The sequence below is a fragment of the Arthrobacter sp. Y3225116 genome, assembly GCF_059091245.1.
The window spans coordinates 1-8,529 of sequence record NZ_JBNHGL010000127.1 but is presented as its reverse complement, the minus strand read 5'-3'; the positions used below and the strand labels follow the sequence as shown (position 1 = coordinate 8,529).

The 8,529-nt window shown below is 67.8% G+C and carries 9 protein-coding genes, 2 tRNA genes and 1 pseudogene; 4 read left to right on the top strand and 8 right to left on the bottom strand.

Going from position 1 to position 8,529, the window contains the following annotated elements; all coding sequences use genetic code 11:
• The 3 genes from AC5RV2_RS11840 to AC5RV2_RS11830 all read left to right on the top strand — a co-directional run.
• A partial coding sequence (locus tag AC5RV2_RS11840; protein WP_494092489.1) for an HNH endonuclease signature motif containing protein occupies positions 1–1,304 on the top strand: 1,304 nt, incomplete at its 5' end.
• Positions 1,305–1,366: 62 nt separating this feature from the next.
• The gene (locus AC5RV2_RS11835) at positions 1,367–1,900 is read left to right on the top strand and encodes a hypothetical protein (protein ID WP_494092488.1); all 534 of its coding nucleotides are present in this window, start codon (positions 1,367–1,369) and stop codon (positions 1,898–1,900) included.
• 229 nt (positions 1,901–2,129) lie between these two features.
• A complete protein-coding gene (locus tag AC5RV2_RS11830; protein WP_494092487.1) occupies positions 2,130–3,323 on the top strand; it encodes a glutamate--cysteine ligase in 1,194 nt (397 codons plus the stop codon).
• Between the two features lie 142 nt (positions 3,324–3,465).
• Here the strand turns inward: AC5RV2_RS11830 and AC5RV2_RS11825 are convergent, their stop codons facing one another.
• From AC5RV2_RS11825 to AC5RV2_RS11795, 7 genes are all read right to left on the bottom strand, one after another.
• On the bottom strand, positions 3,466–4,545 hold the full coding sequence (locus AC5RV2_RS11825) for a UDP-N-acetylmuramate dehydrogenase (RefSeq protein WP_494092486.1): 1,080 nt from the start codon (positions 4,543–4,545) through the stop codon (positions 3,466–3,468).
• Between the two features lie 37 nt (positions 4,546–4,582).
• Positions 4,583–5,011 (bottom strand): MaoC family dehydratase, encoded by a 429-nt coding sequence (locus AC5RV2_RS11820; protein WP_494000536.1) that lies wholly within the window; start codon positions 5,009–5,011, stop codon positions 4,583–4,585.
• On the bottom strand, positions 5,008–5,469 hold the full coding sequence (locus AC5RV2_RS11815) for an FAS1-like dehydratase domain-containing protein (RefSeq protein WP_494092485.1): 462 nt from the start codon (positions 5,467–5,469) through the stop codon (positions 5,008–5,010). Before AC5RV2_RS11815 ends, AC5RV2_RS11820 begins: the two co-directional genes overlap by 4 nt.
• Positions 5,470–5,497: 28 nt before the next feature.
• A complete protein-coding gene (locus AC5RV2_RS11810; RefSeq protein ID WP_494092484.1) occupies positions 5,498–5,752 on the bottom strand; it encodes a hypothetical protein in 255 nt (84 codons plus the stop codon).
• Positions 5,753–5,846: 94 nt separating this feature from the next.
• Entirely contained in the window at positions 5,847–6,755 is a 909-nt protein-coding gene (locus AC5RV2_RS11805) for a DUF2797 domain-containing protein (protein ID WP_494092483.1), read from the bottom strand.
• A gap of 148 nt (positions 6,756–6,903) precedes the next feature.
• Positions 6,904–6,977 (bottom strand) — tRNA-Met (locus AC5RV2_RS11800).
• A gap of 57 nt (positions 6,978–7,034) precedes the next feature.
• Positions 7,035–7,106: transfer RNA gene (locus AC5RV2_RS11795), tRNA-Thr, on the bottom strand.
• 216 nt (positions 7,107–7,322) lie between these two features.
• Here AC5RV2_RS11795 and AC5RV2_RS11790 point away from each other — a divergent pair.
• Positions 7,323–8,111: a putative protein N(5)-glutamine methyltransferase gene (locus tag AC5RV2_RS11790; RefSeq protein WP_494092482.1), complete on the top strand. Its 789-nt coding sequence runs from the start codon at positions 7,323–7,325 to the stop codon at positions 8,109–8,111.
• A gap of 137 nt (positions 8,112–8,248) precedes the next feature.
• Here the strand turns inward: AC5RV2_RS11790 and AC5RV2_RS11785 are convergent.
• A pseudogene (locus AC5RV2_RS11785) lies at positions 8,249–8,529 on the bottom strand (hypothetical protein); the annotation flags it as partial.

Here is an 8,529-nt window from a genome sequence, read left to right as displayed (position 1 = left end):
CTCCGCCCGAGGTCCTGGCCGGCTACGAGGCCCGCGTTGTTCCCGGCGCCGGGACCATCACGCTGGAATCCGTCCAGGCCCGGGCCCGCACGGTCCGCGACCGGCTGCACCCTGAACCCCTCGAGGTTCGGCACCGGGCCGCGATGGAGCGCCGCACCGTTGCCTACCAGCCGCAGGATGACGGGATGGCCGAGCTTTACATCCGCACCAGCGCGGACAAGGCGCTGCTCGCCTACAACCTGATGCAGGCCCACGCCCGCAAACTCCAAACCGTTGAGGAGACCCGCACCCTGGGCCAGCTCCGCGCTGACGTCTTCACCGACATGCTCCTGCGCTACCCCGGCCACGCCTACCAGCCCACGGCCACAGTTACACCAACCGGAACCGCCGCCGGCGACACAGCCGCCACCCAAACAGCCACCGCCAACGGCGAAACAGCGGCCCACACCCCAGCCGCCACCCAAACAGCCACCGCCAACGGCGAAACAGCGGCCCACAACCCAGCCGCAGCCGGTTCGCGAGCAGCAACCCGTTCCGAAACTGCGGCCGGATCCGGGGCCGCAACGAACACAACGACATCGGCAACGGCAGCCGCTCCCGCAGCGGCCGCCACAGGCGCTCCACCGGGTACGGCACGGCAGGGGCCTTGTACCTGCGGGGGTGGGAACGTGACCGCCTCCGTTGCCGTGACCGCGCCCCTTGCAACCTTGCTGCGGCTTTCCGAAGAACCCGGTGACCTCACCGGCTACGGGCCCATCCCGCCCGACATGACCCGCGACCTTGCCGCGCTGGCCAAGTCCTGGTTGATCGTGCTCACCGATGACTATGGCAAGGCAACCGCCGTCGCCAAAGACTTGCGCCACCCGCCCGAATGGCTCAAACGCCTCGTCCGGCTACGCGACCGGCACTGCCGCGACTTCGGTTGCACCGTCCCGGCGGACCAATGCGAGATCGACCACACGATCGCATGGGAAGACGGCGGCAAAACAGTCCTGGAAAATCTCAGCGCCAGGTGCAAACCCGGGCACAAAACCAAACACAACGGCGGCGGAACCGTCACGCAGGACCCCGACGGGACCCTGCACTTCACGACCCGCTCCGGCCACACCCACACCACCACCCCCGACGAAGATTGGGCACTCACGCTCCCCTCGGCACCCGGGGGAGCTACGGAAAGCCCGGACGACCCGGCAATCGGTCCAAGGGGCGACGACGGCGACGACGGCGGCAACGGCGGCAACGGCGGCGACGGCGGAGACGAAGCCACGGACGGCCCATGGGACAACACCCAACCACCGTTTTAGACAGACACCCCGCCACCGTTCTTAGCGACCTAAAGCGAAACCCATAGCAAGAGGATTCAACAGTGACCAGGTATGCGAGGCCCAAGGCACGAATCGACGATGCGCTTCGGAAGTTCTTCGTCCAACAACGTCAGGTAAGACCAATCCAGCTCGACCGCTCACTGAGGTTGGAGGCTCACCTGAGGCGCTTTCTGGAGACCTGCGGTCCTGCCTACCTCTCCGAAGAATGGTGGATGATGCTCCAGTTGGAACAGTGCTTCGAGCCGCACGATGCCTTCGCACGGCTACTGCCCGCCGATTATCTGCTGCCACCGATGCATGAGTTCTTGTCACCTGACTGGCTCATGGATCACGGTACAGACCGGTTGGTGCAGGTGAACCACAGCTACCGCCTGGTCTGCTGGCTTTGCGGCAGCGGGCTGGTCAATCTTCGTGCGCTTCGCCCGAGCATCATCCGCTTCATGCTTCGGCATGACGAGCTTTCCGCACATTCCAAGCGCCGCGTGGAACGGCAACGCATTCCACGACCGGCAGGAGCACCGCAGGTCGACGCCCCGCAAGCTGACGCGGCGATCAGACGGGAAGACCTTCCCTAGGAGCATCCGAGCCAGACCGGGTCGCCGGATGTCCGAGGGCCTCCCGCACGGCGCGGCCTGGACGCACGACGCCGCGTGTGCCCCTCTTGGTGATCGCCAGTGCATCGGGGCGAGGGACGATTACCGCTGTGGACCGCCAGGCTTCCCGCCCCTACGCTCGTTGGTGAGCCCGGCTTGCAGCGGCATCCCGGCCGTTACCACCGGCACAAGCCCGGTGAAAGGTGGTTGCATGCGCACTCTCGGTGTCGAAGAGGAACTACTGCTGGTCGACCCCGCCACGGGCCTGTCGGTGCCGCGTGCGGCAGCCGTCATGGACCGGTACCGCCTCACGGCGGCAGAAGCCCAGGAATTCGGGCAAACGGGACCCGCCGCCGCCGCTGCCTCCTCCAGCCCAACGCTCGCGACCGAACTGCAGCAGGAACAGATCGAGGTCATCTCCCCGCCCCGCGCTACCTTGTCCGACCTGGAAGCCGAAATTCTAGCCGGACGAGCCTTGGCCGACGCTTGTGCCCGCGCGTCCGGAGCCAGGACCGTCGCGCTCGCCACATCGCCGTCCCCTGCTGCACCGCATCCAGCTCCTGATACCCGCGTCCAAGCGCTGAGGGCGCAGTTCGGCCTGACCGCAGAAGAGTCCTTGACCTCCAGCTGCCATGTCCACGTCAGCGTGGATTCTGAGGAGGAGGGCGTAGCCGTGCTGGACCGCATCCGGATCTGGCTTCCCGTACTCGCCGCCCTCAGCAGCAACTCCCCGTTCTGGCAGGGCCGCGACACTGGGTACGCCGGTTACAGAACCCAGGCTTGGTTGCGCTGGCCGGGCACCGGGCCTTCGGAAATCTTCGGCTCGGCTGCCGCGTATCACCGCTCGCTGAGGCGTGCCTTGGACAGCGGCGTCGTACTCGACCACGCCATGCTTTATCTCGATGCGCGGCTGTCCCACAAGCACCCGACGGTCGAGATCCGGGTTGCCGATGTCTGCCTTCAGGCCAGCGACACCGTGTTGATCGCCGGTTTGTCGAGGGCGCTCGTGGAGACGGCGGCGAGAGAGTGGAGGTCCGGGTTGCCCCCTGTACCGGTTCCGGCGTCGGTACTCCGGTTGTCCGCTTGGCAAGCCAGCCGCTGGGGCATCGCCGGTAATCTCCTGCATCCCCTCAGCGGCGTGCCTTGCCCGGCCGGCACCGTGATCTCCCTGCTCTTCGAGCACACCCGGCAAGCCCTTGCCGACGCCGGGGACGAGACCAGCATCAGGCTCCTATGCCAGGAGGTCCAGGCGCGAGGCGCGGGCTCCCGGCTGCAGCGCGAAGCCTTCGCACGCGGAGGACTCGTGGCCTTGGCAGGTACAGCGGCCTACTTCACCCACCTCACCCCGAAAGAACCTGCGCTGGCGGACGACGACCTCGTGTCCGAGGTGCCCGGGCATTCATAGGGCGCGCGCTTCCGCCGGCACCGGGCACCCCGTCCGGACGGCCGGACACCGGCTGCCCCGGGCGCTCACAAGCCGCCGTGGACTCAACCGGCAGACAGGAGACCAGGTAGCCCAAGCGACTAGGCGACCAGGAGGCCTGCAGCTACAGACTGCAGCCAATCAGAAGCGGCTCGGGCTGAAGCCGGATCCCAAAGAACCGTTCAACTCCGTCCCGGACTACCCGTGCAACCGCGAGAATATCCTCCGCGCTGGCGCCGCCGCGATTGGTAATCGCCAACGTGTGTTTGGTCGAAAGGGCGGCGCGGCCGCCCGCCACCTCGTAGCCGCTGAGGGGACCGTTCGACGTTCCCGAAAGCCCAAAGCCCTTCGAAAAGCCTGACTGGTCAATCAGCCAGGCAGCACTCAGCTTGACCTTGTCCCCGGCCGGCCAGCGTGGCGCGTTCGCCGGCAGTTTCGCCGCCGTGTCCATGTCGACAATGGGGTTCGTGAAGAACGAGCCCGTGCTGAACGTATCCCGGTCGGCTAGATCGTGGACCATGCCCTTGGAGGCGCGGAGCCGGAGTACCTCACGGCGAACGTCGGCGGCCTTGGCCACGGCTCCGACGTCGACACCCAGCACGCGTGCCAGCTCCGCGTAACGAACCGGAAGGCTCTGACGGCTGGGAGCCAGGCGGAACTCGACTTCCAACACCACGAAGCGCGGAGATCCATTGGACGTGCTCTGTTTCAGGACGGAATCCCGATAGCCGAAGGTGAGGTCGCGGTTCGCGAATTCCCGGACGAACCCGGTCTTGCGATCCCAGGTGCGGACCCGGACGATGGTCTGCGAGACATCGGATCCGTAAGCGCCGACGTTTTGAACAGGCGTTGCCCCGGTCAGTCCGGGAATACCGGAGAGCGCTTCCAGCCCGGTCCATCCGTTGTCGACCGTCAACGCCACCAGCTCGTCCCATGGCTGGCCCGCCTGCACCGTCAGCCCGACGGCGCCGTCACTCTCCCGGACGCTGTAGCCGCGGTTGGCGATGGCCACCACCCTGCCGGGGTAACCGTCGTCGGAAATCACGAGGTTGGACCCGCCGCCAATAACGAGCAGGTGGTCTCCGGACTCGTCGGCGGCACGGACGGCCTCGATGATCTCGGACTCGGAGCCTGCTTCGATGAATTGCCGGGCGGGACCGCCCACACCGACCGTAGTCAGCGGCGCAAGAATCGTTTCAGTCACGGGGTGGGCCTCTCCCCCGCCGGATGCGCGGTGCGGTTTACCAAATCTTGACGACCGCCTGGGCTTTGACCAGTACCTTCACGCCTGCGGCGGTCACGGTCAGGTCGACCCGCGCCGTGCCGTTGTCCTGGTCGATGGCCCCGATGGCGCCGCTGACGTCGATCGTGGCGCCGGGTCCGTCAAGATCCTCCACGAGGACCGGCTTGGTGAAGCGCGTCTGGTAGTCGACGACGGCGGCCGGGTTGCCGATCCAGTCCGTCACCAGCTGCACCGCGGCGCCCATGGTGAACATGCCGTGCGCGATGACGCCGGGGAGGCCTACCTGCTCGGCGAAGCGTCCGTTCCAGTGGATCGGGTTGAAGTCGCCGGACGCTCCGGCATACCTGACGAGGTCCGCGCGGGAAACCTCAATGCTCCGGGAGCCAATGTCCTGTCCAACGGTCAGCTCGTTCAGTTCAACGCTCACTGGCCTTCCCCTCTCACCAGGATCGACGACGTCGTGGTGGCCGTTTTCTCGCCCGCGACGGTGCTGATTTCCGCCCGGGTGGTGATCATGGCCCCGCCGCCCATGGCGCGCACCTGGTCCACGTGCAGCTCCGCGACCAGTTCGTCGCCGGCGACGATCGGCCGGTGGTGCACGAACCGCTGGTCCGCATGGACCACGCGGGAGAAATCGATGCCGGAATCAGGGTCCTCGATCAGCCGGGCATCCGCGCGCTGGGCCACGATGATGGCGAAGGTCGGAGGAGCCACCAGGTCGCCATAGCCCAGTTCCTGCGCGGCTTCGACGTTGAAGTGCGCAGGATGCGTGGCCTTGACCGCCGAAGCGAACTCCCGGATCTTCTCGCGGCCCACGGTATAGGCGGCGCCGGCCGGGTAGGTGCGGCCGGCGAGGTCGGGGTTGACCCCGGCATGTTCGGACATGGATCTCCTTCGGATGGAGTGGATGGGACTATCGACGCTTCGCTGGCCGCGTGCCCCGCGGGTGGGCGGTTGCCTGCCGGGCCCGGGCGTCGCGGAACCGGACCAGCAGCCCGGCCAGGTGGGTCAGCAAACCCGTAATGATGGCGGCCAGTGCAGCCCAGATCAGCCATTGGATGCTCGCCGACGCGGCGATGACCGACAGGAGGATTCCGACGCCGATCAGCACCATCGCAGAGATGACCAGCTTGCGGTACAGCGGCGAGCCAAGGTCCCAAGGATTCATACCTCAAGGTTACCGGCCACGCCCCCTGCTGGCCGAACCGCGGAGCCGTGCGGGACTCCGGGACTCCGGGGCTCCGGCAACGCCTGCCGTTCGCCTAGAACAGCTGTTCCTGAATGACGGGCTGCTCCGAGACGAAGTCGCCGACGGCGATCCGGCGGCCCTTCACCCCGCCCAGGTCCACCAGGAAGAGCGGTCCGCCATCCTGCAGCCGCGCGGCCGCGACGCTGCCCAGGAGGCCCTCCACGATGAACCCGTGGTCGCCCGAGGCAAAGCTGCCCGGATAACCCCTCTTGACGCCGTCCTGCAGAACCGGTGCCGCCAGCGCCGGAACCTGCCATTGTTCGTCGACGACGTCGAAGCCCTCCAGTTGCACGGCAGGCAGCAGTTCGCGCACAGTGGCAGCATGGCCGGAGTTGAGCCGGTCCACCTCGGGCAGCGGCAGCGGGGCCAGCAGCCCGGCGAACTTGGCGGCGCTGCGCACGGCTTGCGTCAGGGCGGTATTTTCCGAGACCGCGTCCTCGAGTACCCGCACCACCCGTCCGTCGCGCGTCCGGGCGACGTAACGGGCGGCCACTGCGCCTTGTTCGGCCAGCCGTAACGATTTCCGCACGTGGGCCGCCGTGCCCACCTTGCTGGCCCTGTTGGCAAACGTCGCCACATACAGCCAATGGGGTTGGGCGAGGTAGGCCAGCAGCCCCTCGGGTGCCCGGCCGCTGCGGTGGCTGTCATGCATGAAGCGCAGGTCGTCATTGAGGAAGCAGTTCACACATTGGTGACCCCGCTCCGCCGGAGCCTGCAGCCGGCACGGCACATGCGTGCGCTCCGCGGCAGAAAGTACCCGGTGGCTGCCCAGGCAGTAGCGCTGGGGGTCCACCACCCGGAAGCCCAGCCTCGACCCCCGCGTCACGGGCAGCTCCTCCGGCGTGCCGTCCGGAGCCGCCAGGCGCAGCCGGGGGCCCGCGGGGGTCCAGGCGATGCCGTGGGCTAGATACAGGGCGGGCATGGCGTCCACTCTAGTAAAGGAAGTGAGAGCTCCCCTGACCCGCCGGCTACGGCCCGCGGGGCCGGCCTTGGGGGTCAGCGGCGGGCGCCTTAACAGCCGAAGGGCCCGTCCGGAACCAAAGTTCCGATCGGGCCCCTCAGGATCTCGGTAGCGGTGCCCGGACTCGATCCGGGGACCTCACGATTATGAGTCGTGCGCTCTAACCAGCTGAGCTACACCGCCACGAATGGGAGCGCCCGCGCTGCGTCTCGCGACGCAGACGCGGGCTTTGCCATTCCGAGCCCCCCACCGGAATCGATCCGGTGACCTCGTTCTTACCAAGAACGCGCTCTACCACTGAGCTAGGGGGGCAACGGAGAAATACATTACCAGCAATTTGCCCCTATAAGAAATCGGAATCGTGCCCCGTGGTGAAGGCCACACGTCCGACGGCGGTCTCCTCCGCGGACAGCCCCGGGCGGCCTTCCCGGTGGTGTTTCGGGCGCGTGGACTGCAGCCAAGATCACACCGAGGCAGCCACCGGACGCGGACGAAAGGGTACTCTGGCGTCATTCGAAAGGACTCCACATGCAGGTTTCCCAGCCATGGGGCCGGGACGACATCGCCTCCCGGCTGCGCGCGGCAGGCTGCGTCTTCGCCGAGGAGGAGGCCGACCTGCTGCTGGCCGAGGGCGGTCCCCGGGAAGAAATTTCCGCCAGGGTGGAACAGCGGGCGGCCGGGGCGCCCCTGGAACAAGTCCTGGGCTGGGCCGGGTTCTGTGGCTTGCGCATTCGCGTTGCCCCCGGGGTTTTCGTCCCCCGACGGAGGACCGAGTTCCTGGTCCGGCAGGCCGGGGCCTTGGCCCCGGTGCCCGCCGGCGTCGTCGTCGATTTGTGCTGTGGTTCGGGGGCCGTGGCGGCGGCGTTGGATGGACTGCTCGAACCCGCCGAACTACACGCCGCAGATCTGGATCCGGCGGCGGTGGCATGCGCGCAGACAAACCTGCCGGCGGCACAGGTGCACACGGGCGACCTGTACGCCGCGCTGCCCGTGGCCTTGCGGGGCCGTATCGACGTCCTGACCGCGAACGTCCCCTACGTGCCCACGGGGGAGATCAAGTTGCTGCCGCCCGAAGCCCGCCTCCATGAGGCGTGGTGGGCGCTCGACGGCGGTCCTGACGGCCTGGCGGTCATGCGGCGGGTCGCGGAGGGGGCACCGAGCTGGCTCGCGCCGGGCGGATCCGTCCTGGTGGAATCGAGCGAGCGACAGGCGGAGGCAGCGGCCGGCGTCTTCGAAGCGCGCGGACTGGTGCCGGCCATCGCCCGCGCTGAGGAGTACGCCTCCACGGTGGTTTCCGGCACGCTGCCCGCTGGTTGAAAAGGGGGCCGGGTCCGCTGGCTGAAAGGGGCCGCCCGTTGCTCGAAGGGGCCGGGCCCGTTAAAGGCTTCCGGGGCACCTGTCCATGACAGATGCCCCGGAAGGGTTATGACTAGCTGGAAGCCGATCCGGCCAGATCAGCCGCGGGTGTGGCGCGGCTTGCGTGCGGCGCCGAAGCCGCGGTCGCTGCGCTCCCCGCCGAATCCACGGTCGGAGCGGTCGCCGCTGAAGCTGCGTTCGCCGCTGAAGCTGCGTTCGCCGCTGAAGCTGCGTTCGCCGTCGGTCTTATACGGACGGTCGCCCTCAAACTTCTTCTTGTAGGGGCGGTCGCTTTCGAACTTCTTCTTGAACGGCCGGTCCCCCCGGTCGCTGCGGAAGCCGCCGCGGTGGCCGCCGGCGACGTCGTCGCGGTCCCGGC

Excerpts from the sequence above, each read along its gene's own strand:
- AC5RV2_RS11830 (WP_494092487.1), top strand. The coding sequence starts at position 2,130 with ATGCGCACTCTCGGTGTCGAAGAGGAACTACTGCTGGTCGACCCCGCC.
- AC5RV2_RS11815 (WP_494092485.1), bottom strand. The coding sequence starts at position 5,469 with ATGTCCGAACATGCCGGGGTCAACCCCGACCTCGCCGGCCGCACCTAC.
- AC5RV2_RS11810 (WP_494092484.1), bottom strand. The coding sequence starts at position 5,752 with ATGAATCCTTGGGACCTTGGCTCGCCGCTGTACCGCAAGCTGGTCATC.
- AC5RV2_RS11790 (WP_494092482.1), top strand. The coding sequence starts at position 7,323 with ATGCAGGTTTCCCAGCCATGGGGCCGGGACGACATCGCCTCCCGGCTG.
- AC5RV2_RS11805 (WP_494092483.1), bottom strand. The coding sequence starts at position 6,755 with ATGCCCGCCCTGTATCTAGCCCACGGCATCGCCTGGACCCCCGCGGGC.